This is a genomic window from Paracoccus gahaiensis (genome assembly GCF_005048225.1).
GTDB classification, from domain to species: Bacteria; Pseudomonadota; Alphaproteobacteria; order Rhodobacterales; family Rhodobacteraceae; genus Paracoccus; species Paracoccus gahaiensis.
In genome coordinates, this window is record NZ_SUNI01000006.1 from 40823 (window position 1) to 65109 (window position 24287).

Here is a 24287-nt window from a genome sequence, read left to right on the forward strand (position 1 = left end):
CGTGGAAGGGATTCGTCCCCGGTGGGGCGGCCGGACTTCAACTCCGGTTGGGGCAGCGAGCCTGTCCCGGGTGGGTTCGACTCCCATTCCCTTCCGCCATCCCCGCCCCCTGTCCGGCGATCAGCGGAGGCTCAGCACTCCGCCACCGGCTCGGCCAGCCCCGCCAGGTCCAGCCCCCGCGCCGTCGGCGGCTGCCAGGTCGGAGAGCTGTCCGTCGCGCCCTGGATGTTCGTCCCCAGCTGAGACCCCCCGGTCCCGCCGCTCCACCCCGTCGTCCCGGTATTCTCGGGCGCCGTGGCATCCTCCGAGGCGTCAGGCTGATTGGCCGGCTCCGCCATGGTATCGGCAGCGGGACAGGTGCCGGCTTCGCTGAGGCGGTCGGGGGTGTCTTGGGCAAAGGCGGGGGCTGACAGAATTGTAGTTGCCATCGCACAAACTCTAAGAACTATTCGGAACCTTGATTGGATCATTAGATCTTTCCTTATCGGCCAAGGCTTTCAACTCCCTTGTGCACTATATTGTTCCGAAGCCGTTCCTAGATAAACTTTATTTAACTACATTTAAGGAACCGCAAGAGGACTAACTTAGCCAGCGCAAGCAGCACCTTTCAGCCGGTCTTAAAATCATAGTTGCAGTACCTCATTACCCTAGGGGAGAGTTTTTGCTTGATAAACTCCAAATCCTCTTGTGAGACATCGTAACCGAAATCCTCAGAAAGGTACTTATTCTTGTAAAACTCAAAGTTTTCCTCAGATGACTTTGTCGAATTCAAAACATTCTTAAATTTTCCATTCCCATAACCCAGAACGTCGCTACATATTTTAGAAGCCGTCGCTTCCGTATCAGCCAAGAGATCTTCGTACTTCACAAAAATTGAATTGGGCGCGAAAATTCTGCTTGCTTCTATGTACGACAACACTTTCCTGTTGTAGAGTTCGACAGGAGTTGGAACTGAATCGCACCCGAGATTATCTCTTCTAGACACCGGCCATGGTGCTCTAATAAAATTAGAAAACCCATCAGCGCGCTGCAGCCTAGGATTATAAGGCCGGTTGTACATTGACTTAAGCCAGAATACAGGATGCTTTGTTGTAAAGACCAGTCGGCAAAAATTCTTGAAAGGTGAAAACTCGATTGTGCTAAGGGGAGGAGCAGCATGCTTCCATCCAAAATCCGAATTCAGCATTCGAACGTGATCCATATCTTGGAGATAATCATTATCTCCAGTATAGCAATCGGGAAACACCAAATTATCACTTCCGAGAAGTCCACCTTTCCCTTTAGTGTCGCCATCCAAGATTATTGCATTGGTATTTTCCCTTATTAGCGCGTTAAGGTAGATAGTTCCACTGTTCCGCTCGCCGAACACTTTAACATAGAGGTACATCAGAATATTCCTTTAAATTGTTCAGGGATTTTACGGAGGTTGTTCCTGTGCCTGCTTTGGTAGTCTACGTTAAAAATATACTTGTCAGCGTGATTTTTAGAAATGTTTTCTTCAAGTTCTTCTATCTCAAAAGAAAAATCAAAATTATCCTCTCTATCGCGTGAGTTTATCTGTTTAAAGATCAAGTTCATTTTTGCGTCTTCAATTCTCTGGTGAGTTCCAAAATCACCATCTCTTTCAATACTTCGAAGGATGCGCAAGCGGTCTAGCGCAATCTCGCGATCCATCTGCTTTAGGTGAAAGTTGTACACTTCATCGAAGTTCTGTCTGTGATTGCACGCGTGAAAACCCCCTCCCCAGTTTGTTGGCTTTTTGGTAATAAGCGTCTTACACATTGACGGTAGAAAATAAGCGTATGAACGCTGCGTGAGAACCGGGCGAGAGATATTGAGTGGAGCCTCATCCTCGAAGGAGTGAAAAATATTCAACCCTATGGCAGTCACATGTTCGGGCGCTTTCACATGTAAGTAATTTTTCAGATTTATATATTTAACGGGATCCACACAAAGAAATTCATCCGCATCTGTATAAATAAAGTAATCAAAGAAACTAAGGAAACTAGCGCTAAAGCTAGATATCATCTTAGATCTGACAATATCCGAAAATGGAGTCCGAGGAAGTTTAATTATGTTTACAGCGCCCAGATTTTCTGTAGACCCATCGTCTGACCCATGGTCAAATATAAATAGGTTTTCCTTTCCAAAGATTTGGCCATAGTACTTTACCCATTTAGGCAAAATTACTCCCTCATTATAGGCCATAGTCATCACGGCAGTTCGCATCATCTATCTCCAGTCGCAGCTGCATATTTTTTTATTTGACGACAGACACAGCCACCCGCCATTCCTCCATGAACCCCGCCATATCCAGCGGCGGGGCGATCAGGGCGATGTGCTGGGCCAGGATCTCGGGGCGGTCGTGGACCGACAGGATCGCGGCGGCGAGGGCGTCGGGGTCTCCGACGGGGAACTGCACGCCCCATCCGGCGGTCTTCTCGGCCATGCCGCCGATATCCGAGGCGATCATCGGCGTGCCCGCGGCGCGGGCCTCCTGGATGACCACCGGGGAATTCTCCCACCAGACCGAGGGGATCACGATCCAGCCGAAGCGGCGCATGATCGCGATGCAGTCCTGGGGGCGGTAGCGGCCGCGAAAGCGCACCCAATCGGGCGGCGTCAGGTCGGGCCAGAGCGCGGCGAACCCCTCGGCGGTGACGCCGTAGATCTCGAGCGAGATCGGCGCGCGCGGGCCGGTCGGTGCCGCCGTCTCGCCCGGGGCGGGCTTGGCCGCCGCCTTGCCGCGGGCCGGGGCCACGGCGGGCGCCGTCGCCTGCGCACGGATCCGGGCGTCGATCTCCTGCGTCGCACGGATCAGCACGTCCAGGCCCTTGGTCGGCGTCGCCTGCCCGAAGAAGGCGAAGCGGCGCGACCGGCGGGTCAGGTCGGCCTGGGACTGCACCGGGGGGGCGTCACCGTGGTCCAGCCCGTTCTCGATCACGCCGACGCGGCCTGGCGCGATGCCCCAGACCTCGAAGCGGTCGGCCATGAACTGGCTGGGCGACAGCAGCACGTCGAAGAGGTCCAGCATGCCCGCCATCCGCGCACGGCGCAGCATGAAATCAGCGGGCGAGCGCTTGAGGCAGGCCGCGCAGGCCACGTCCGAGGCGGCAAAGCACAGCTCGCCGCTGGTCTTCACCATCTGGCCGTGATTGGCGCAGATCGCGGTCATCTCGTGCAGGGTGCAGATCATCTGCGCCTGCGGGCGGGCGGCGCGCAGCCGGCGCAGCGTGCCCGCGCCGATGTTCCAGAAATGGTGGAAATGGTAGACGTCCCCCTCCAGCGCCAGCAGAAAGTCCAGAAGCCAGTCCTCGGTCTCGATCCGGGGATGCTCCATCACGAAGGCGTCCATCCCCAGCCCGCGCAGGCAGAAATCGCGGTCCGAGAAGGACAGCACCCGCTGCGCCGGTCCGAAGAAGCGCGCGCCATCCTCGGGGCCGATGGTCGAGCCCACGAAATACACGTCCTCGCCGCCCTCCAGCATGTGCTGGAACTGGCGATAGGCCGCGACCTCGCCGCCGCCATAGCGCAGTGCGGGATGGGAATGCGAGATGATCACGGTGCGGGTCATTGCCCGGCCTCCTGCAGCAGACGGGCCGAGAGCGCGTCGAAATCATGGCCGGTCAGGCTGTCGAAGAGCGCCGCCGCGAAGGGCCCCTGATCGCCGGCGTGAAAGCCGGTGGGATCGGCGGGCAGGATCGCCAGCCGCCCCGCGCCGTCCAGCTGCGCGGCCAGTTGGCGGAAGGCCGATTCGGGTACCAGCGCATCGCCCAGCAGAGGCGCCAGCGCGGGCAGCAGCCGCGCCGCATCGCCCCAGCACAGGAAGGCCGGGCGATCCGTGCCGAAGCGCGCGGCGATCCGGCCCGCGCCGCCGGGCAGGCTGGCCAGCACGTCCAGCGCCAGAACCTGCAGGTCGTGATCCGGCACCTCGCCCCGGACGGGCAGCCGTGCGGCCAGATGGAACAGGATCGAGCTGCGCGCATGGACCAGCAGCGCCGGGCCCTCGGCCGTGACCGGAGGCTTGGGCGCACAGCCCAGGATGCGGATGCGCGGGCCGCATTCGCGCGCCGCCCCCGCGATCGCGTCACGCAGATCGGGGGTCAGCGTCGGGCGCAGCAGATGCAGGTCGATGGCGCGGCCTGTCGCCTGGCACAGCCGGCGCAGCACGTCGCGCAGATCGGGCGCGGCCAGATCGTGATCCAGGATCAGCAGGATGGGCGCATCGCCGGGCAGCGGCGGCGTGTCGGGCATCGCAATCGCCGGCGTGTCCGAGGCAGCGAGCGTCGCGCGGTGCAGGGCGTCGGCGCCCTCGGGATCCTCCTGCCACATGCGCGCCTCGACCAGCAGCCGCGCGATCTGCGGGGCGGCCACCTGCGTCAGCGGATGCAGGACCCCCGCATCGGCCAGCTGTCCCGGCAGCATGACCAGCAGCCGCGCGGCGCCGGCTGCGGGTGCGGCAAAGCGGAAGGCGGCCAGCCAGCCATCCTGCCCGCCATAGACATAGCGGTCGCCATAGGCGGCCAGATCGGTCCGCGTCACGACACCCTGCAGCAGCGTCACCCGCGCCAGCTGCCGGTCGTCGAAGGCCACCGCGTGCAGCGCCCCTTGGGTGGCGGCGGTGGGCAGGAACCAGCCCGAGGCGACCCCCTGCCCCGCCTCGGCGATCTGGCCCAGATCGACGCTCAGCGCATGGGTCTCGGCCTCGGCGGGCAGCGGCCGGGCGGCGCGGATGCGGGTGATCACCGGCCCCGACAGGGCCCGGTCGGGCATCGGCACAGACCCCTCGGCCATCAGGCGCAGCAGCGCGAAGAAGGCCTCGTCGACGCCGATCTCGACCATCTTGCGCGCGTCCGTGGCCAGGCGCGCGCCGCCGATGCGGGCATGCTCGGCGCCCACGGCCAGGAAGATCTCCTCGGAGGGATCGTCCAGCGCGTCGGGATGACCCGACAGGTCGAAGACCGCCAGATAGCCGAAGGGCTCCAGCGTGCGCAGGTCGCGCCGCGCGAAGCGGATCAGATGCACCGGCGCCAGCGAGGCCGAACCCGCATGCACCATCAGCGCCGGACGCGGATCCTGGCTCCAGCCGGCGGCCACGACGCGGCCGCCGGGGCAGGAAAAGCAGAAGTCGACATGCAGTTTCAGGTCCAAGACGGGCCCTTTCCGGGGGGTCAGATCAGCGTCAGCGCCAGCTTGCGCAGGGTGAAGCGCACGGGCGGCTGGCGCAGGTGGATGACGATGCGACGGTTGGCGACATCATCCGCCGCCTCGGGCAGTTCCAGCTTGCAGACGGTGGCGCGGTCGTTGCCCAGCAGCCATTCGGTCTGCAGGCTGTCGCGGATCGTGCCGCCATCGGTGAAGTCGCGCAGGAAGACATCGGCCACGGTCGGCGTGGGGAAGGAGGCATCGGCATCCAGATAGCAGCTGCAGGGGTCCATGGAAGACAGCAGCCCCTCCATGGTCATCCAGGGGGTGCCGGAATTGCGGAACTCCAGCCCGTCGCCCTCGGGCGTCATCGCGAACTCGCCCCTTGTGTCCTGCGGGATGCAGATGCCGAAGCGCGGCGACAGGCTGTTATAGCCTTCGGACAGCAGGGCCTTGGGACGTCCGTCCAGCAGGGCCGCCGCCTCGCCGGTCAGCACCAGCCGGCGGCCCTGAAGGGCGATCAGCAGGTTGGCCGCCATCTGGAAATTCCGGACCGCGCTGTCATGGATGGTCTGAGGCATTCTTGAACTCCGTTTCAGGAAAACATGTATTTGGGTTGGACCGCCGCAGCCGGGGTCCCGGCGGGCAGGTCGGACAGCTCCGGCAGCCGCTGGTCCAGCCACGCGCGCAGACCTTCGGTGGCCTCGGTCCAGGTCGGGCTGGTCTCGGCGGCGGCCTGGGCCATCTCGGCCAGCCGCGCGCGGTCGCCGTCCAGCATCAGGATGCGGGCGACCATCGCTTCGGCGCAGTCCTGCTGCGGGACGACAAAGCCGTTCCGGCCATCCTCGATCGCCTCGCGCACCGCCCCCGCCTCGGCCACGATCGGCACCACGCCGCAGCGCTGCGCCTCCAGCACCGACAAGGGCAGCCCCTCGTAGAGCGAGGGCAGGATCAGGATGTCGGTCTGGCTGAGCAGCTGCGAGATCGCCGCCGGTCCGCGCACGGCGCCCAGAAAGCGCGTCTCGGAGGGCCAGCTGAGCATCGCGCCATCCGCCTCGACGACCGAGCGCCCGGCCACCGACAGGGTGATGCGCGGCGCCTGATCGGCCAGCGCGCGGGCGATGGCGCAGACCCGGTCGATGCCCTTCTGCTTGTCCAGACGGCCCATGAACAGCACGCGCAGCGGCTGGCGGCGGGCCCGGGCGGTGACGCGCGCGGCGGTCAGGAAGCCTTGCTCGGCCCGCGACATCGGATAGCCCGGCGCGTTGACAACGGCCATCAGCTTCTCGCGTGGCACGCCATTGGCATGCATCCAGGTCATCAGCCGGGTCGAGCAGGTCAGGAACAGATCATAGGCCTGCTCATAGGCCAGGGCCAGATGCGGCGGCCCATAGGCGCGGCCATAGGTCGAGCGTTCGACCAGATGCTCGTGATCGATCATCAGCACGCCCCGGCGCCGCAGCCGGTCGGCGACCTTGTGCAGGGCTGCGGAATGGGCATTGATGACCACGTCCATCCCTCCCAGAAGGCCCATCAGGTCGGTGCCCTCGGCGCCCTGCCCCCATCGGGGTTCGGCGGTGCCCAGGAACTCGTCGCCGCTCCAGTCCAGCGCGTTGCTGTCGGCCTGCCAGGTGATCGTGGCGAAGGGCTCCAGCGACCAGGGGTCGGTGTCGATGGGACGGTCGCTGAGCACGACCAGATGCATCCGGTGGCCCGCCGCCGACAGCTCGCGCGCGATGCTGGCCGCGACGCGCTCGACGCCGCCGATGTTGAAGATCGGCAGCACCAGGGCGATGTCATGCCTGCCCTTGGCGCGCAGCAGCGGGAAGGTCACCCCGCCATCGACGGCATTCCGGGGGATCTGCACGGTGCGGTCGCGGCTGATCGCGGCGCCGGGATCGCGCCAGCCCCATCCGGTCTGCAGCGCCGCCAGATAGGGGCTGCGCACCAGCGCCAGCATGGTCCCGCGCAGGACCTCGCCCGCCGCCGCCCCGCCGGCCAGCCCGCCCACATGGGCCGGCGCCCGCAGCGTCCAGCTGGAGACATCCTCCTGCGAGGGCACCAGATCCAGCTTGCGCAGCCGGTCCTCGACCCCGCGCCGCACCCAGTCCTGCGCGGTGGAGAGGCGCAGGCAGATCGCGTCGGGCGTGCGGTCGGGATTGCCGCTGTCGGTGGCGATGTCATGGCCGCCGTCGGGATGGCGGTCCAGGAACAGCAGGTCCAGATCATGCGGATTGCGCAGCGCCCGGCGCTCGAAATTCCACAACACGCCATGCAGCAGACGCGCCTGACGCAGATGATCCTCGACCCCCTCGCGCAGGAAGATCAGATGCGCAGGCGCGTGGTTCGCATGCGGATCGGCCATCGCCGCCAGCACCATGCGTTCGAACTCGGGCGTGGCGACCGGGGTCTGGTGATCGGGATCGACGCAGGTGGACACGGTGCGCCCCTCGCCGGTGATCAGCGCGAAGCGCGGAAAGCTGGCGGCCTCCAGCGCGACCAGCGCGGCCGGGTTGAACAGCCACTTATGCTTGCGGCGCAGGAAGCGGCGCAGATCCTGATCGACCTCGTGGGAATGGCTCAGCATGCTGGCCGGGCGCTTGCGATAGAGAAGCAGCGGCCGGCGGGCCGAGCGTCCGGTGAAGCCTGCCTTGGCCGCCTGCAGCCAGAAATCCCAATCCTCATAGCCCTGCCGCATCTCCTCGTCGAAGCGCAGCCCCGCGTCGAAGACCCGGCGCCGGATCAGGCTGCCCGCGTCGCATTGGTTGGCCTCGGCCTGCAGCAGCGGGCTGAAGACCGGCTCGGTGCGATAGTTGCCGGCCTGTCCGAAGAAGTCGAACTCGGGATAGAACCAGTCGTGATCGCGATGCGTCTCCAGCAGATGGCGCATGGTCAGCCCGGCGCGCTCGGCCAGCAGGTTGTCGCTGTCCAGAAGAAAGATCGCGTCCAGCCCCGGATCCAGCCGCAGCGCCGCCTCGATGCCGCGGTTGCGGGCCGAGGACAGCCCGCCATTGGCATGGTGCAGCACCAGCATCTGCGCGCCCATCCGCGCCTGCCAGTCGTCCAGGCATTGCCGCGTCTCGGCATAGGGGCAGCCGTCATCCACCACGATCAGCCGCAGGATCACGCCCTCGGCCATCTCGCGGCGGACCGAGGCGATGGCGTCGTCCAGCAGCACCGGGTGTCCCTTGACGGGAATGACCACGGTGACCTGCGGGGGGACCAGACGGATCGGGCTGTGCTGCATCACAGATCCTCCTCGGCGGCGCGCTGGCCGGTCACGGCGCGAAAGCTGCGGAACAAGCCCCAGCTGTGATCGTTCGGCAGGTCCTGCGCCAGCGAGGTGGCCAGATAGATGTCGGCCCGGTCGGTGATCGGCGCGGTGGGCACGCAATGGACCTGCGCCCAGCCCGCCGCCGGCAGGCCGTGCACCCAGGCCCCCAGGCAGCTTTCCCAGATCCCGTCGCGGCTGATCGCCCCCTGCGGCGTGACGCCGATGGCAAAGTTCAGGTTGGGCGAGCGCGCATGACCCGCCGTCACCACCGCCGACAGCTGCAGCAGCCCCCGCATCGGCACGTCGCGGATCACCGCGCAGACCGGGCCGCTGCGCGAGGGATGGACCATGATCGCATCCTCGGCCTCCCAGAAATCGGCGGTGATGTAATCCATCGCCGAGGTCGGCATCGCGAAGATCTCGGGCGCCGGCAGTGCCGAGGGCTGCAGCACCCGCGCGGTCATCTCTAGGCGCGGATCGATCATCGGCTTCTCGCGCCGCTCGGGGATCGAGGCGCCCGCCAGCGCCTTCCAGACCCGCAGCGCCAGCACCTGATCGCCGGGCATCGTCTCGCCCTGGGCACAGAAACGGGCATCGGGCATGCGCATCCCCAATCCCACGACCAGCCGCGCGGGCCCCAGATTGCGCAGCACCAGCGAGCAGTTGCGCGCATCCCCCTGCACCGCCATCGGCAGGGCAAAGCGCACCCAGCCCGACCCGATGCGCATCTCGTCGGGGATCTCGGTCAGCGCGTGCTCGTCGCCGGTGCTGTCCTGCAGCAGCACCTGCAACTCGCAAGTCTGCGCATGCACGCGCTCGGGCAGCCATAGGTCGATCGCGGTGATGCTGACGATGTTCAGGGGCAGCAGCTGGCTGACCCAGCTCTCGGCCTCCAGTTCGGTCATGGCGCCCGAGGGCTCCCAATGCAGCGAGCGCGCGACATGCGGATTGCCGAGCGCGTGCAGGAAGCTTTCGATCTCGCGGAACCGCACCGCGCCCGAGATGTTCTCGCGCCGCAGCATCGCCGCCGATTCGCGCGAGGCCGCCGCCGCCGTCTCGCTGCGCTGCAGCCGCTCGACCAGAAGGGCGGTGACCCGCTCGGCCAGCAGTTCGGGATGTTCCGGATCGACCTCGATCACCGGAAGGCCGTGTTGCCCGCTCTCCGACAGCCGCTGCGCCTGCGCCGCACCCGCCCCCAGAGGGATCAGCTGCGCCAGGCAGGTGCGCCCGGGGCTGGGCCGGTCGCTGGCGGCAAGGTCCAGCATGCCGATCAGGGTCGGGGGCAGGTGGCGTTCCAGAAGTCCGTCACAGACGCGGGCGAGCGTAGGGTCAACCGCAATCGAATAGGCAAAGGTCATCGGACCGTTCCACTGTTTTAAACATATGTTTTTCGGGTGCCGAAAAAGCGAGAACTGGTTAGGCCAACTATGGTCTCCGGCGCATTCACCTATCCAAATAGACAGGATGGTTCAGCGGGCGCAAGGGGGTAAACAAATGACAATTTCACGTCGGTTCCCTGCATCACACAGTTTTGTTCAAATATTTTTACGCATCTCCAAGGGCTTGAGACAAGCCCCCCGGGGCCCAGAAAAGGCGCGATGTGTGGATTTTTTGCACTACGTGAATTTTTTAGCAGTCCGGTGCCGGATTTGTCACCATCCCGATGTTTCTCGACGCCATTCAACCAGAACGTGCATAATGCGCAAATACCGGGTGCCGATCAATCCACGCGCACGGCCTGCAGCCCGGCATCCGCCCGGCGCGCGGCCATCTGCAACCGCCCCAGCAGATGCGTGCGCACATAGGTCGCGTGAAAGCGCGAGGGCGCGGCCAGATGCAGCACGCCCGCGCCCTGCCCCGTCTCGACCAGGCCCGCGAACCAGGCCTCGAACAGTGCCGGGTCCTCGGCCTGCAACCGGTCGCGAATCATCGCCCAGACCCCCTGCCCCGCCGGGACGGGGTCGGCGCGGCGGAACGGCACGACATTCGGCCCCCCCTCCTCGGCCAGAGAGGGTTCGCGGCCCGTCATGCGGGCCACGTAATCCTCGCCGACATTGGGCCAGGCCGGGCGGCTGTCCAGCAGGATCCGCTCCAGATCCATCCCCAGAACCGACACCCGCCCCCGGGCACCCTGCCGCTTGACGGTGATCCATCCCAAGCCCCGCAACCGCGCCATGTCGCGCTTGACCGTGCGCTCGTCCACGCACCACAGCCGCGCGATCTCGCGCTGGCCCACGGTCAGCTCGTTCTTCTGCCAATTGTAGCGGGTCGTGATCAGCGCCATCAGCCGCAGGACCAGCCGCTGCCGATGCGCATCGCCCGCCAAGGCATGCGCCATCAACGCCGACAGGATGTCGTATTTCTTGGCCGCGGCCTCACGGCCGACCGGACGGACGATCTGCATCACGGCTCCTGCCTGCCGGGGGGTCCGGCCTTGTGTCGGAGGGCGAGGTCTTGTGCGAGTGCAAACGCCTTTCACCATCCTGCCGGCATTAGCGTCCTAAAACGCGATCCTGTCAAGCAGATCGCCCTGTTGCGCCCTGCAACGCTCGCTGCCCCCTCTCAAAAATGGGTATCATTGGTATAGGAGGCCGCTCTGGCTGTCCCCCATTACGCTCTGGATGTCCCCTGATCCGGGGCGCCCTGCCCTACCCTGTCCCCCAATCCGGGGCGCCGCAGCGCTCCTTCCCGGAGCACCGCGAAGCGGGAGACAGCGCGCGTTGCACAGGCGATTCGCGCAACAGGGGCTGGAATTGGTGTATTCTTGGTGTTCAGTGAACAAGGCTTTTGCCAAAAGCGCAAATCGCGCGTAAAACCGGGATCAGCAACAATCAGCGTCCTCGGAAACAGGCACAACATGTATACGCACGAAGACCTCGCCCGGCTGCAATCCCAATCCCTCAAGATGCAGGGCTGGATCCGCCGCCAGACCTTCAGCCCGGCCAACGAGAAGACGCTGCGGCGCTTCTCGTCCTGGGAGGTGTCCGAACTGATCTTCCGGATCAACCAGTCGACCTTCCGGGGCAAGCTGGCCGCCGATCCGAACCTTCCCCTCGGGGAAGTCGAGGAGGATGGCCGGCAGCGCTGGTTCAGCCTCGACGAGGTCAACGAGCTGCGCCGCCGCATCCGCATCAACAAGAAGTCCCTGATGCCCCCCCGCCCCGAGGGCAAGCGCGCCTTCCGCGCCGCCATCGCCAACTTCAAGGGCGGCGCCGGCAAGTCGACCGTGGCCCTGCACTTCGCCCATGCCGCGGCGCTGGACGGCTACCGCGTCCTCGTCGTCGACTTCGACCCGCAGGCGACCCTGTCCCATTCGATGGGCCTGAACGACGTGGGCGAGGACCATACGGTCTGGGGCATCATGGCGCGCGATCTGGAGCGCGAGACCGACCGCATGAACACCGCCACCTCCGGCGCCGAAAGCGGCACGGTCCTGCCCCGGCGCAAGCTGCCGGCCTCGATCCGCGACATGGGCCTGGGCACGCTGCGCCCCGCCGACTTCATCAAGCCCACCGCCTGGCCCACCATCGACATCGTTCCCAGCTGCGCCAACGCCGCCTTCGTCGAGTTCGCCAGCGCGCAGTACCGCCACCTCAATCCGGAATGGACCTTCTTCGGCGCCGTCTCGCGCTTCCTCGACAGCCTGGCGGATGACGCCTACGACCTGATCCTCTTCGACTGCCCGCCCGCCATCGGCTATCAGTCGATGAACGCGGTCTTTGCCGCCGACATGCTCTATATCCCCTCGGGCCCCGGCTACTGGGAATATGACAGCACGACCAGCTTCATCGGCCAGCTGGCCGAGGCGCTGGAGGATCTGTCCCATGGCTTCGAGAACTTCCCCACGGGGAAGATCGCCCTGCCCAAGGCCTTTGCCGACATCCGCTTCCTGATGACCCGGTTCGAGCCCTCGAACGAACTGCACCAGGCGATGTTCGCGGCCTTCCGCCAGGTCTTCGGCGATCGCCTGGCGCAGCACCCGATCGAGCTGACCCGGGCGGTCGAGCAGTCGGGCCGGTTCCTCAGCTCGATCTACGAGATCGACTATCGCGAGATGACCCGGGGCACTTGGCGCCGGGCGCGGGCGACCTTCGATCAGGGCTATGAAGAGTTTCGCGGCCATGTCCTGGCCGCCTGGACGCAGCTGGAGGAGACAGCATGAGCCGCAAGCGCCGCATGTTCGACATCGACCTTCCCGAGGAGGACAGTCCCGATCCGGCAGAAACCTTCCCCGCCGGGAAGGAGCAGCGGCGCGGGCCGATGGCCGCCGCGATCAGCGAGACGGCCGAATCCACCCGCGACCGGGCCGCGATGGAGGCGCGGATCCGGGCCGAGAACGACGCCCTGGCGCAGGAGCATGTGCGGCTGAAGCGCGCCGGGCTGATTACCGACCTGATTTCGCTGGACGCGATCGACACGGGCAAGCTGGTCCGCGACCGCAAGCCGGTGGCCGATTTCGAGCTGGCCGAACTGGTCGCCTCGATCCGCGACATCGGGCTGTCGAACCCGATCCAGGTCGAGCCCTCGACCGAGGGGCGCTATGAGTTGATCCAGGGTTGGCGCCGGCTGTCGGCCTATCGGCAGCTGCTGGAGGAGACCGGCGATGCCGAGGCCTGGGGGCGGATCCCGTCCGGGATCGCGGCACGCGGCGACCAGCTGGAGGCGCTGTATCGCCGGATGGTCGACGAGAACATGGTGCGCAAGGACATTTCGTTTGCCGAGATGGCGCAGCTGGCGGTGCATTACGCGATGGACCCGATGACCGCCGAGCATGATGCGGAAAAGGCGGTGGCGATCCTGTTCCGCTCGGCCGGGTATCAGAAGCGCAGCTATATCCGCAACTTCATCCCGTTGGTCGAGCGCTTGGGCGAGGTGCTGCTGTATCCGCAGGAGATCCCGCGCGCCCTGGGCCTGTCGCTGTCGCAGAAGCTGGAGGACGTGCCGGGTATCGTTGCGGCGATCAAGTCAGAGCTGAAGGATTGGGACACGCGGTCGATCACCGACGAGCTGGCCGTGCTGCGCCGCTATGCGGGGCAGGGCGAGGCGGCTATGGCCACCGGGCCGGCCCCGCGTCCCGCGCCCCCGGAACCGCAGGCGCAGGCCAAGGCCAAGACCACCTTCCAGCTGACCCGCCCGCAGGGTCAGGCCAAATGCACCGCCGCCAACGGGCGGCTGGAGATCCGGTTGCCCCGCGACTTCTCGACCATCGACCGGCGCAAGCTGGAGGCGGCGGTGGCCTCGATGCTGGATCAGATCGAGTGATCTTCCCTGCGGGGAAGATCAGCCTGCGGGGAGGGGTCCTCTGATCTTCCCCGCAGGGACGTCCGGCAGGGCAGGGGGGCCGTCCTTCCCCGCGGGGAAGGACGTGGAGCCGGGACTTCTTCCCGCCGGCAGGGCCGGGGCGGCACCATCTTTTCCGTCAGGACGGCCCGCAGCGGGGGAGGCAGCCTGCCCTCGAAGCACCCGACCCGCGGGCTTCATATTAAGTAGTTGAAAATTAATGATAATACATAGTTAAGGCCGCCGTGGCAGCCCAAATCCCCCCAAACTGCCTTGCAGATCGTGCAAACCGGGGCTAGCCCTTCGGGACCCCCGATCCCAACAAGGCCGCCGCCATGCCCCCGAGCGATTCTCCCCTGCGCGGCATCGCGCTGAAATGCGCCAGCGTCACCGTCTTCACCCTGATGGCGGCGCTGATCAAGGCGACGGCGGAAAGCGCCGCGATCCCGCCCGGGCAGCAGGTCTTCTTCCGGTCCTTCTTCGCGCTGCCGGTGATCCTGGTCTGGCTGCTGTGGCGGTCCGAGCTGCGCATCGGGCTGGGGACGGCCAACCCGATGGGGCATCTCTATCGCGGGCTGGTGGGGACCACGGCCATGGCGCTGAACTTCTGGGCGCTGTCGATCCTGCCCTTGCCAGAGGTGACGGCGATCGGCTTTGCGGCACCGCTGCTGGTGGTGATCCTGGCGGGCATGTTTCTGGGTGAGAACGTGCGCGCCTTCCGGCTTGGCATGGTCGGGCTGGGGCTGGCCGGGGTGCTGATCGTCCTGTCGCCGCAGATCCGCGCCGGAACCGGGGGCGATCCGCTGCGGATGCTGGGGGCGACGGTGGCGCTTGGCGGGGCAGGGGCGGCGGCGCTGGCGCAGATCTTCGTGCGCCAGCTGGTGCAGGTGGAACGCACCTCGGCCATCGTCTTCTGGTTCTCGATCACCTCGACCGGGCTGTCGCTGCTGACGCTGCCCTTCGGATGGGTGCTGCCCGGCGGCTATGTGCTGATGCAGCTGGTGCTGACCGGGCTGCTGGGGGGGCTGGGGCAGATCCTGCTGACCTCGGCCTATCGCCATGCGGATGCCTCGGTCGTGGCGCCCTTCGACTATGTGGCGATGATCCTGGCGGTGGCGATCGGCTGGTGGGTCTTTGCCGAGGTGCCGGGGGCGGCGGTGATCGGAGGATCGGCGCTGGTGATCCTGGCGGGCATCCTGATCATCTGGCGCGAGCATGCCCTGGGGCTGGAGCGGCGGCGTCAGCGCAAGGCGACCCCGCCCGCCTGAGGCGCAAGCCGCCCCACCAGCGCCACCAGATCCTGGAAGCGTTCGCCCTGCACCAGCACATGGTCGGTCATGGCGCGCGCGGCCTCGTCGCCGTCGCCCGCGCAGATGGCGGTGGCGATGCGGCGGTGTTCCTCGAGCGAGCGGGCCACGCGGCCGGGCGCCTGCAGCTGGCGGCGGCGATAGGGTTGCAGGATGGCCTGCAGGCGCAATGTCTCGGCCTGCAGGAAGTCGTTCTGGGCGGCACGGTAGATGGCCTGATGGAAAGCGGTGTTCTCGGCATAGTAGCGGTCGGGATCGGTGCGGGCGGCGGCGCAGGCCAGATTGGCGGCCTCGATCCGGGCCAGATCGTCGGGGGTGGCGCGGCGGCAGGCGAGGCGGGCGCAGAAGGCCTCCATCTGGGCCATGACCTCGAAGCGCTCCATCAGTTCCGGGACGCTGAGCCGGGCCACGAAGGTGCCGCGCTTGGGCTGCACGATCAGCAGGCCCGAGGCCTCGAGCGCCTGCAGCGCCTCGCGAACCGGGGTGCGGGAACAGCCGTAGTCGGCGGCCACCTGATCGGGATCGATGCGCATGCCGGGGGCAAGACGGCCATCGACGATGGCGTTTTCCAAGGCAAGGCGGATGCGCTGTGCGGTGGGCAGGGTCATGGCGGCCTTCGGCGGTGCAGGTGCGGTCATCTCATCCGAAAGGAGCAGAAAAGTCCATTCGGAGGGTTGTTATATACAACAGCCTCCAAACTGTGTATATGTGACGCAGGGGAGGATCGCATCATGGGCAAGCAGAGACTGGGATTCCTGTCGGATTTCGTGGAGGCCATCACGCGCCGCACGCGGGGGGGCGAGGCGGCGACCCTGCAGGCGCTGGCGCGGCCCGCCTCGGAACGCGCGCGGGTCGCCTGCACGGTGCTGATGGGCCGGATCGGGGACGCCGCACGGGTCGCGGTGGCCGAGCAGGCGCTGCGCGCCTATGCCGAGCTGGACGGCGACGAGCGCCTCACCTTCTTCCGGTCGATGCGCGACGATCACGGCGTCGATGCGCAGGCGATCCGCGAGGCCTATGCGGCCTGGGACAAGGCGCCCGATGCGGCGGCGGTGGCCGATCTGTTCCGAGTGGTCGAGCCCGCCCGCCAGACCCTGCTGCGGCGGCTGAACCTGGCGCCGGGGGCCACGCTGCAGCTGGTGCGGATGCGCCAGGATCTGCTGGCCGCCATGCGCGCCGATCCGGGGCTGGCGCCCATCGATCAGGATTTCGCGCATCTGCTGGCCTCGTGGTTCAACCGGGGCTTCCTGACCATGCGCCGGATCGACTGGAACGCGCCCGCCGCGATCTTGGAGAAGCTGATGGCCTATGAAAGCGTGCATCCGATGCAGGGCTGGGGCGATCTGAAGCGGCGGCTGGCGGACGGCGACCGGCGGCTTTATGCCTTCTTCCACCCCGCGACCGGGGACGAGCCGCTGATCTTCGTCGAGGTCGCGCTGACCCGGGGGATGCCCGACGCCATCGGCCCGATCCTGACCGCGCCCGAGGCCGCGGGCACCGAGCCTGTGGACACGGCGGTCTTCTATTCGATCAACAACAGCCTTGCGGGCCTCAAGGGCGTCAGCTTCGGCAACTTCCTGATCAAGCAGGTGGTGGCGGTGCTGAAGGCGGAACTGCCCGAGCTGACCTCGTTCGTCACCCTGTCGCCGGTGCCGGGCTTCGCCGCCTGGCTGGCCGCGCAGACGGACGAGCCCGCGATGCGCCTGCGCGCCGCGCTGGAGGGCAGCTGGAGTTCGGATCCCGGCGCGATCGAAGCGCTGCGCCCGCAGGTCATGGCGGTGGCCGCGCGCTATATCCTGCAGGGGCGGGGAAAGGCAGGGCAGCCCGCCGATCCGGTGGCGCGGTTCCACCTGGGCAATGGCGCCTCGGCGCATCGGCTGAACTGGCCCGCCGACCTGTCGGCCTCGGCGCGGAAGACCGCGCATGGGCTGATGATCAACTATCTTTACGAGCTGGACCGGATCGAGGATCGCCACGAGGCGTTCGTTCGCGACGGCACCATCGCTCATGGCCCGCAGCTGGCGAGTGCGCTGAAGGGCTGAGACGACCGACATGCATCAGGGGGAGGAGAGACCCATGCAGACCATCCACGATCATTTTATCCAGACCGCCGAGGTGATGGACGGCAAGACGCTGTTCGAACGGCCGGGACAGCCCGACATCAGCTTCGCGCAGATGCGCGGCCTGGTCGAGGCGCTGGCCGGCGCGCTGACCGCGCGGGGCGTGGCGCCCGGCGACCGGGTGGCCGTGCAGGTCGAGAAATCGCCCGAGGCCATCGCCCTCTATCTGGCGACATTGCAGGTGGGGGGGATCTTCCTGCCGCTGAACCCGGCCTATACCGGGGCCGAGATCGACTATTTCATCGGCGATGCCGCGCCGCGCCTCTTCGTCTGCGATCCGGGCCAGCAGGAGGCACATGCCCATCGGGCCGGACCCGCGCTGTCGGTCGAGACGCTTGGGCCGGACGGGCAGGGGACGCTGACCGACCTGGCCGCGACGGTGCCTGCCCGTCAGGACGTGCATCCCTGCGGCCCGGACGACCGGGCGGCGATCCTTTATACCTCGGGCACCACGGGGCGGTCCAAGGGGGCGGTGCTGACGCATGGCAACCTGATGTCCAACACCGAGGCGCTGCTGGATCACTGGCAGTTCACCGCGAATGACCGGCTGATCCACGCGCTGCCGATCTTTCACACGCATGGGCTGTTCGTCGCCGCCAACATGGCGCTGGTCGCCGGCGCCACGATGATCTTCCTGACCAAGTTCGATGCCGAGCAGGCCATCGACCTGATGGGCCGGGCGACGGTGCTGATGGGCGTGCCGACCTTCTACACGCGGCTGTTGAAATCGCCCCGGCTGGACCGCCAGACAACGGCGGGGATGCGGCTCTTCGTGTCGGGATCGGCGCCGCTTCTGGCCGAGGATCACCGCGCCTTCACCGAGAAGACCGGGCAGATGATCCTGGAACGCTATGGCATGACCGAGACCTGCATGATCACCTCGAACCCCTATGACGGCGAGCGGATCGCCGGGGCCGTGGGCATGGCCTTGCCGGGGATCGACGTGCGCATCACCGACCGCGAGACCGGCGCGCCCGTCGCGCCCGGAGAGATCGGGCTGATCGAGGTCAAGGGGCCGAACGTCTTCGAGGGCTACTGGAACATGCCCGAGAAGACCGCGTCCGAATTCCGCGAGGACGGCTATTTCATCACCGGCGATCTGGGGACGATCGCGGATGACGGCTATCTGCGGATCGTCGGGCGCGACAAGGACCTGGTGATCTCGGGCGGCTACAACGTCTATCCCAAGGAGGTCGAGGAGGCCATCGACGCGCTGCCCGGCGTGCTGGAAAGCGCGGTGATCGGGCTGCCCCATGCCGATCTGGGCGAGGCGGTGACCGCCATCGTCGTCCCCAAGGGCGGGCCCTTGGAGGCCGAGGCGATCCGCGCGGCGCTGGAGGGCACGCTTGCGCGCTTCAAGCAGCCCAAGCGGGTGATCCTCGCCGAGGCCCTGCCCCGGAACGTCATGGGCAAGGTGCAGAAGGCGGAGCTGCGCAGGACCCACGCGGGGCTTTACGACCACGCCACGGCCTGACATCCGACCGGCCCGCATGACGAGGAGGTCATGCGGGACCATCCGGTCCACATCACATACGGGAGGAAGATCATGATCATCTACGGAGTCGCGGCCCTGGCCGCCTGCCATCTGGCGGGCGTCATCCTGGGCGACCTGCTGGGGGTCCTGCTGGGCGTCCAGTCCAATGTGGGCGGCGTGGGCTTTGCCATGCTGCTGCTGATCGTCGCCAGCGACTGGCTGCGCCGCACCGGCCGCCTGCCCGCGCTGTCCGAACAGGGCATCCTGTTCTGGAGCGCGATGTACATCCCCATCGTCGTGGCCATGGCCGCGCAGCAGAACGTCGTGGCGGCCCTGGCGGGCGGGCCGGTGGCGATCATCGCGGGCGTCGGCGCGACCATCGCCTGCGTGGCGCTGGTGCCGGTCGTCGCGCGCATCGGCGGGCAGGACGCGCCGCTGCCGCCCCTCATGGCGCAGGAGGCGTGAGCAGATGGAGATGATCACCGAAATCCTGTCCAAGAACGGGCTGGTCTTCGCCTTCGTCGTCGTCGGCGTGGTGATGTGGGTGTCCTATCAGATCTCGGACCGGCTGTCGGCGGGGCGGCTGCACGGCTCGGCCGTGGCCATCATCCTGGGGCTGGTGCTGGCCTGGTGGGGCGGGCTGGCCACCGGCGGGTCCAAGGGTCTGGCCGATGTGCCGCTGTTCGCGGGCATCGGGCTGATGGGCGGCGCAATGCTGCGCGACCTGGCCATCGTGTCCACCGCCTATGGCGTCGACATCCGCGAGATCCGCAAGGCGGGGGCGGCGGGCGTCGTCGCGCTGGCGCTTGGGATCGTGGTGTCCTTCGCCGTGGGGGCGCTGGTGGCGGCGGCCTTCGGCTATACCGACGCGGTCAGCATGGCGACCATCGGCGGGGGGGCCGCGACCTATATCGTGGGGCCGGTCACCGGGACGGCGCTTGGCGCCAGCTCGGACGTGATCGCGCTGTCGGTGGCGGCGGGTCTGCTGAAGGCCGTGCTGGTGATGATCGGCACGCCGCTGGTGGCGCCGCTGATCGGGTTGAACAACCCGAAATCGGCGATGGCCTATGGCGGGCTGATGGGCACGACCAGCGGTGTCGCGGGGGGCCTTGCCGCCACCGACAAGCGGCTGGTGCCCTATGGCGCGATGACGGCGACCTTCTACACGGGGCTGGGCTGCCTGATGGGACCGTCGGTCATGTATCTGGCGCTGCTGGCGATCACCGGGGGCTGAGCGGTCTTACGGATGCGAAAGGCGGCGCCGGGGTGGCGCCGCCTTTTGGCGTTCTGAAAGGGCAGGGGGGTCAGACGATCCCGCCGCCGCCGCCCGCGCTGGCCGGGCGCACCGCCGCCACCTGCGCGCGCCACCCCGAGGCGCGGAAGGCCGCGATCGGGTCGATGGCCGCGCCCTGGCGCTGGCGGGCCATCTGCAGGATCGGCTCGACATCCGTGCGGAAGGCCGCGCGCAGGGTCGCCGCCGCCATCAGCGCGTCATTGTCGCTGCGGTAGCCCTCCAGCACGGTGCGATCCACCAGCGACGCCTGCACATAGGCGCGCTGGATCTCGCAGGCCGAGATCATCAGGCTTTCCATCGGGTCGGTGACATTGTGGCTTTGATCGATCATGTGGGACAGATCGATGCCGGGCGTGTCCTCCAACTCGACCAGCTCGTTGAAGACGAGGAACAGGCGGAACGGCTCGATCGTGCCCGCGTCCAGATCGTCATCGCCATATTTGCTGTCGTTGAAGTGGAAGCCTCCCAGCTTGCCCGCGCGGATCAGGCGCGAGACGATCATCTCGATATTCACATTGGGCGCGTGGTGGCCAAGATCGACAAGGCATTGCGCCTTGGGGCCCAGTTCCTGCGCGATCATCAGGCTGGTGCCCCAGTCCTGCACGACGGTCGAATAAAAGGCGGGCTCATAGATCTTGTGTTCGGAAAACAACCGCCAGTCTTCGGGCAGGCCCGCATAGACCTGACCCATCGCCTCCAGATAGCGGTCGAACTGGCGGCTGAGCGAGGTCTGGCCGGGGAAATTCGAGCCGTCGCCGATCCAGACGGTCAAAGCCTTCGACCCGATGGCCCGCCCGATTTCGATGCAGTCGAGGTTATGCTCGACCGCCTGCGCGCGGGTGGCGGCGTCGGTATGGGACAGTGAGCCGAACTTGTAGCTGTGCGCCTGATCCGGCTGGTCCTGGAAGGTGTTGGAGTTCATGGCGTCGAAACCCAGCCCCGTCGCCTCGGCCTTTTCCAGCAGCAGTGCAGGGTCGGTGCGGTCCCAGGGGATATGAAGGCTGACCTTTGGCGTGGCGGCGGTCAGCTGGTGGATGACCCCGCAATCGTCCATCTTGTCCATGATGCCGCGCGGCTCTCCGGCGCCCGGGAAGCGGGCGAAGCGGGTGCCGCCGGTGCCGGTGCCCCAGCTGGGGATCGCCACGCCGAACCCCATGGCGCGGGCGGTCAGGGTTTCGATATCCACCCCCCGGCGTGACAGGCGCGCGCCGAGCGCGTCGTAATCGGCGGCCAGGTCGGTCTGGCGGGCGGCGTTGTCCGCCTCGATGATGTCGCGGTTGATCATGGCTTACCTCGTGAAGGCCTGGACGTTGCCCGCGTCCACGTTGAGGATGTTGCCCGTCGACTTGGCCGACAGGTCGGAGGCGAAGAAATACGCGCCCTCGGCGATGTCCTCGGGCAGGACGGATCGTTTCAGCAGGGACCGCTGGCGATACATCTCCTCAAGCCCGCCCTTGTCGGTGCCGTAGGTGCTGGCGCGTTGGTCCAGCCATTCGCCCTCCCAGATGCGGGATCCGCGCAGGACGGCGTCGGGATTGACGACATTGACGCGGATGCCGCCCTCGGCGCCCTCAAGCGCCAGGCAGCGCGCCAGATGGATCTCGGCGGCCTTGGCGGTGCAATAGGCGCTGGCGTTGGGGCTGGCGGCCAAGCCGTTCTTGGAGGCCACGAAGATCACCGACCCGCCGATATCCTGCGCGCGGAAGGTGCGGAACGCCTCGCGCGAGACCAGGAAATAGCCGGTGGACAGGATGTCCATGTTGCGGTTCCACAGCGCCAGGGTGGTCTGCTCGACCGGGGCGGAGGAGGCGATGCCGGCGTTCGACACGAGGATGTCGATGCCGCCGTACTCGACCGCCATCTGGGCATAGGCGGTGGCGACCTGCGCCTCGTCGGTGACGTTCATCTGCACCGCGCGGACCACATCGGCGCCAAAGCTTCTGGCCAGCCCGTCATGGGCGGTGGCCAGCGCGACCTCGTCGATATCGGCCAGCATCACGCAGGCGCCCTCGCGCAGGAAGCGTTCGGCCGTCGCCGCCCCGATGCCGCCCGCGCCGCCGGTGACCAGCGCCACGCGGCCCGCCAGCGACTTTGGTCTGGGCATGCGGGCCAGCTTCGCCTCTTCCAGCAGCCAGTATTCAATATCGAAGGCCTCCTGCTCGGGCAGGCCCTGATAGGTGGAAACCGCGCTGGCGCCGCGCATCACGTTGATCGCGTTGACATAGAATTCGGCCGAGACGCGGGCGGTGGGCTTGTCCAGCGCAAAGGTGATCATGCCGACGCCGGGGATCAGATAGACGACCGCGTTCGGATCGCGCAGGGCCGGGCTGTCGGGCCGTCTGCAGCGGTCGTAATAGGCGGCGTAATCGTCGCGATAATCCGACACCGCCTGCGGCAGCGCGGCCAGCGTGGTGTCCAGATCGGGGGCGGCGGGGTCGAAATCGACGACCAAAGGCCGGATCTTGGTGCGCAGGAAATGGTCGGGGCAGGAGGTGCCCATCGGCGCCAGCGTCTCCAGCATCGTGGAGCCGACGAATTCCAGCACCGCGGGCTGGTCGTCGAAATGCCCGACCTTGTGGCGGTCCTTGGAAATGAGGCCCCGGATCACCGGCATCAGCCGCGCGGCGACCTCGCGCCGTTCGGGGGCGTCCAGCGTGGGGCGGGCGGGGCCGCCGAAGGCGGGCGCCGTGCTGTGCGCCTCGAGCCAGGCGGCGGCGGTGTTGATGATCTCCAGCGTGGTGAGGTAGCAGTCCTTGGCGTCATCGGCCCAGGTGAAGAGGCCGTGGCTTTCCAGCACCGCGCCGCGCATGGTCGGGTTCTCGACCGCCAGCTTCTCCAGCCACAGGCCCAGCTCGTAGCCGGGCTTCTTCCATGGCAACCAGCCGATGTCGGTGCCGAAGATCTCGGACGTCAGATCCTTCGAATTGACCGAGGCTGCAAGGGCGATGATCGCGTCGGAATGGACGTGATCGACATGCTTCTTCGGCACATAGGCATGCAGCGGCGTGTCGATGGAGGCGGCGCGCGGGTTCAGCGCGAAGGTGCAATGGGGCAGATAGGCCACCATCTCGTCCTCGTGCGCCAGCCCGCGATACTTGCCCTTCAGCGCGCGCAGCTTGTCCATGTAAAGCGTCGAGAAACCGTCCATCTTCATGGACCCGATGTCGCCGCCCGAGCCCTTGACCCACAGCACCTCGACCGTCTCGCCGGTCAGCGGATCGACCTCCTGCACCTTGGCCGAGGTGTTGCCGCCGCCATAGTTCGTCACCCGCTTGTCCGAGCCCAAAAGGTTCGAGCGATAGAGCAGCTTTTCGGGCTCGCTCATGGATGCGGCGCGGGCGTCGTCCCACAGGTTGTCCAGTCGATTGGCGGTCATGGATGCCTCCCCTTCTGGCGGCATCGTGCCGCGCGGTCCTGCTGTTCGGATAGCCCGGCAGCGGGCGGCTGGTCAATCATTTTCGATCATAACCGATCATTGTGCAGGTGCAGAAAGATGATAACGATCAAAAATGATTGACACTGAGCGGCAATGATGGAAACTTGCGGCCAGAGGGAGAGCCATGCTGGAAACCGAACGCCATCGCATCATCCTGTCCGCCGTGCAGGAACGGCCCGTGGTGACGGTGGCCGATCTCTGCGCGCTGACGGCGGCCTCCGAGGCCACGGTGCGCCGCGACATCGCGCAGCTGCATCTGGCCAAGAAGCTGCGCCGGGTGCGGGGCGGGGCCGAGGCGATCTCTCCGCCGCAATTCGTGGGGATCAACGCGCGGCCCTTCGCGGTCAACCAGACGATCAACATCGCGCAAAAGCGGGCGATCGCGCAGGCGGCGGTGGATCTGTGCGAGGATGGCGACGCGATCATCGTGAATGGCGGCACCACGACCTTCCAGATGGTGCACCCGCTGACGACCAAGCGGCTGCAGGTCTTCACCAACAGCTTTCCCATCGCGGAACATCTGCTGAAGCAGTCCAAGAACACGGTGATGCTGCCCGCCGGCGCGATCTATCGCGAGCAGAACATCATCCTGTCGCCCTTCGACGACGACGGCAGCAACCATTTCTATGCGCGGCGCATGTTCATGGGCTGCCGGGGGCTGGGACCCCTGGGCCTGATGGAGGGCGACCCGCTGCTGGTGCAGGCCGAGCAGAAGCTGATCGGGCAGGCCGACGAGCTGGTCGTGCTGGCCGACAGCTCGAAGTTTTCGCAGCGCTCCAGCCTGCTTTTGTGCCCGCTGTCGCGCATCCACACGGTCATCACCGATGACGGGATCGACGACCGGGCGGCGGCGATGCTGGAGGCTGCCGACATTCGCCTGATCGTGGCGGACGCCCGGCGGGACGGAAGGACACGCGCCGAGGAGTAGGGGCGCGGAGGATCACGTATCAGGGAGGA

General features: G+C 66.5%; 20 protein-coding genes and 1 tRNA gene. 9 read left to right on the forward strand and 12 right to left on the reverse strand.

Translation table 11 applies throughout. The features are described 5' to 3' along the window. Positions 1-3 precede the first annotated feature (3 nt). A tRNA-Sec gene (locus FA743_RS08985) sits at positions 4-99 on the forward strand. Between the two features lie 32 nt (positions 100-131). Here FA743_RS08985 and FA743_RS08990 read toward each other — a convergent pair. The 9 genes from FA743_RS08990 to FA743_RS09030 form a co-directional block, all read right to left on the reverse strand. Further along, entirely contained in the window at positions 132-428 is a 297-nt protein-coding gene (locus tag FA743_RS08990; protein WP_246054902.1) for a hypothetical protein, read from the reverse strand. A 179-nt stretch (positions 429-607) separates the two neighbouring features. Continuing rightward, the gene (locus FA743_RS08995; protein WP_136885770.1) at positions 608-1387 is read right to left on the reverse strand and encodes a hypothetical protein; all 780 of its coding nucleotides are present in this window, start codon (positions 1385-1387) and stop codon (positions 608-610) included. After that, complete coding sequence (locus FA743_RS09000) at positions 1387-2229, reverse strand: glycosyltransferase family 2 protein (protein WP_169308825.1); 843 nt, start codon at positions 2227-2229, stop codon at positions 1387-1389. Before FA743_RS09000 ends, FA743_RS08995 begins: the two co-directional genes overlap by 1 nt. 31 nt (positions 2230-2260) lie before the next feature. Further along, positions 2261-3574, reverse strand: a complete 1314-nt coding sequence (locus tag FA743_RS09005; RefSeq protein WP_136885774.1) for a glycosyltransferase — start codon at positions 3572-3574, stop codon at positions 2261-2263. Further along, positions 3571-5151, reverse strand: coding sequence for a hypothetical protein (locus tag FA743_RS09010; RefSeq protein WP_136885776.1), 1581 nt, complete (start codon positions 5149-5151; stop codon positions 3571-3573). Before FA743_RS09010 ends, FA743_RS09005 begins: the two co-directional genes overlap by 4 nt. Positions 5152-5171: 20 nt before the next feature. Then, complete coding sequence (locus tag FA743_RS09015) at positions 5172-5726, reverse strand: hypothetical protein (RefSeq protein ID WP_136885778.1); 555 nt, start codon at positions 5724-5726, stop codon at positions 5172-5174. A 14-nt stretch (positions 5727-5740) separates the two neighbouring features. After that, positions 5741-8392, reverse strand: coding sequence for a glycosyltransferase (locus FA743_RS09020; protein ID WP_169308826.1), 2652 nt, complete (start codon positions 8390-8392; stop codon positions 5741-5743). Next, positions 8392-9777, reverse strand: coding sequence for a DUF6212 domain-containing protein (locus FA743_RS20275; RefSeq protein ID WP_169308827.1), 1386 nt, complete (start codon positions 9775-9777; stop codon positions 8392-8394). The genes FA743_RS09020 and FA743_RS20275 overlap by 1 nt, the downstream gene beginning before the upstream one ends. 362 nt (positions 9778-10139) lie before the next feature. Further along, positions 10140-10823 carry a DnaA N-terminal domain-containing protein gene (locus FA743_RS09030; protein WP_136885784.1) on the reverse strand — a complete coding sequence of 228 codons (684 nt, stop codon included), beginning with the start codon at positions 10821-10823 and terminating at the stop codon, positions 10140-10142. A 453-nt stretch (positions 10824-11276) separates the two neighbouring features. Between FA743_RS09030 and FA743_RS09035 the strand changes: the two genes are divergently transcribed. The 3 genes from FA743_RS09035 to FA743_RS09045 all read left to right on the forward strand — a co-directional run bounded on the left by FA743_RS09035 (position 11277) and on the right by FA743_RS09045 (position 14967). After that, positions 11277-12581, forward strand: coding sequence for an AAA family ATPase (locus tag FA743_RS09035; RefSeq protein WP_136885786.1), 1305 nt, complete (start codon positions 11277-11279; stop codon positions 12579-12581). After that, a complete protein-coding gene (locus FA743_RS09040; RefSeq protein ID WP_136885787.1) occupies positions 12578-13681 on the forward strand; it encodes a ParB/RepB/Spo0J family partition protein in 1104 nt (367 codons plus the stop codon). The genes FA743_RS09035 and FA743_RS09040 overlap by 4 nt, the downstream gene beginning before the upstream one ends. Before the next feature lie 353 nt (positions 13682-14034). Further along, positions 14035-14967, forward strand: coding sequence for a DMT family transporter (locus FA743_RS09045; RefSeq protein WP_136885788.1), 933 nt, complete (start codon positions 14035-14037; stop codon positions 14965-14967). On the opposite strand, the gene FA743_RS09050 is transcribed toward FA743_RS09045, so the two are convergent. Further along, positions 14940-15614, reverse strand: coding sequence for a GntR family transcriptional regulator (locus FA743_RS09050; RefSeq protein ID WP_136885789.1), 675 nt, complete (start codon positions 15612-15614; stop codon positions 14940-14942). The genes FA743_RS09045 and FA743_RS09050 overlap by 28 nt on opposite strands. Positions 15615-15737: 123 nt before the next feature. Between FA743_RS09050 and FA743_RS09055 the strand changes: the two genes are divergently transcribed. The 4 genes from FA743_RS09055 to madM all read left to right on the forward strand — a co-directional run bounded on the left by FA743_RS09055 (position 15738) and on the right by madM (position 19834). Next, a complete protein-coding gene (locus tag FA743_RS09055) occupies positions 15738-17048 on the forward strand; it encodes a malonyl-CoA decarboxylase domain-containing protein (protein ID WP_136885790.1) in 1311 nt (436 codons plus the stop codon). 34 nt (positions 17049-17082) lie between these two features. Next, positions 17083-18600, forward strand: a complete 1518-nt coding sequence (locus tag FA743_RS09060) for a malonate--CoA ligase (protein WP_136885791.1) — start codon at positions 17083-17085, stop codon at positions 18598-18600. Between the two features lie 72 nt (positions 18601-18672). Continuing rightward, entirely contained in the window at positions 18673-19065 is a 393-nt protein-coding gene (gene madL / locus FA743_RS09065) for a malonate transporter subunit MadL (RefSeq protein WP_136885792.1), read from the forward strand. Positions 19066-19069: 4 nt separating this feature from the next. Then, positions 19070-19834: a malonate transporter subunit MadM gene (gene madM, locus FA743_RS09070; protein WP_136885793.1), complete on the forward strand. Its 765-nt coding sequence runs from the start codon at positions 19070-19072 to the stop codon at positions 19832-19834. 70 nt (positions 19835-19904) lie between these two features. On the opposite strand, the gene rhaI is transcribed toward madM, so the two are convergent. Both rhaI and FA743_RS09080 read right to left on the reverse strand, forming a co-directional pair. Beyond that, positions 19905-21179 carry an L-rhamnose catabolism isomerase gene (gene rhaI / locus FA743_RS09075; protein WP_136885794.1) on the reverse strand — a complete coding sequence of 425 codons (1275 nt, stop codon included), beginning with the start codon at positions 21177-21179 and terminating at the stop codon, positions 19905-19907. Between the two features lie 3 nt (positions 21180-21182). After that, entirely contained in the window at positions 21183-23270 is a 2088-nt protein-coding gene (locus FA743_RS09080) for a bifunctional rhamnulose-1-phosphate aldolase/short-chain dehydrogenase (protein WP_136885795.1), read from the reverse strand. 184 nt (positions 23271-23454) lie between these two features. Here FA743_RS09080 and FA743_RS09085 point away from each other — a divergent pair, with 184 nt between their 5' ends. Next, on the forward strand, positions 23455-24258 hold the full coding sequence (locus FA743_RS09085; protein WP_136885796.1) for a DeoR/GlpR family DNA-binding transcription regulator: 804 nt from the start codon (positions 23455-23457) through the stop codon (positions 24256-24258). Positions 24259-24287 lie beyond the last annotated feature (29 nt).